We start from the raw sequence: 483 nt of genomic DNA on the forward strand, positions 1-483 counted from the left end.
GCGGGTCGCAGCAGCGGATTGGCCCGCCGCGCCGGCAAAGGCCAGCCCACATCGGACGGGTTTTGGGACGCCGCGTCCCGCGACGGCTTCGACAGGACCCGTCACCCGCGACGCCGATACGGCGCGGCCCACGGCCGACGCGCCATCCGAGACGAAGCCGGCTACCGTCCAGGACGCCGCGGCGCCCCCGCCCACGGAAGCGGCGAAGCTCGAGGGCGGCCCCTCCGCGTCGGACCACGGCAAGGCGGAGCTTGCCGCGGCGGCGCCCGAGGACGCCAAGGCGAAGGCCGAGGCGCCGTCATCCGACACGAAGGCCTCTGATGCGAAGACTGCCGAGGCGAAGGCGCCGGAGATCCAGCTCGCTGCGCCGACGATCGCGCTCATCCTAGATGCTCCGCCTCCATCACCACCGGCGCCGACCGGCCGCTCCGCGACGCCGCCCGCCACTACTGCAGGCGCAGCGGCGGCCGTCGGCATCGCCGG

At 75.2% G+C, this 483-nt stretch carries 1 protein-coding gene; it reads right to left on the bottom strand.

Annotated features, from left to right (window positions below; all coding sequences use genetic code 11):
- A partial coding sequence (locus FV222_RS30830) for a hypothetical protein (protein ID WP_210248532.1) occupies positions 1-384 on the bottom strand: 384 nt, incomplete at its 3' end.
- Positions 385-483: the final 99 nt, after the last annotated feature.

The organism is Methylobacterium sp. WL103 (assembly GCF_008039885.1).
Lineage (GTDB): Bacteria > Pseudomonadota > Alphaproteobacteria > Rhizobiales > Beijerinckiaceae > Methylobacterium > Methylobacterium cerastii.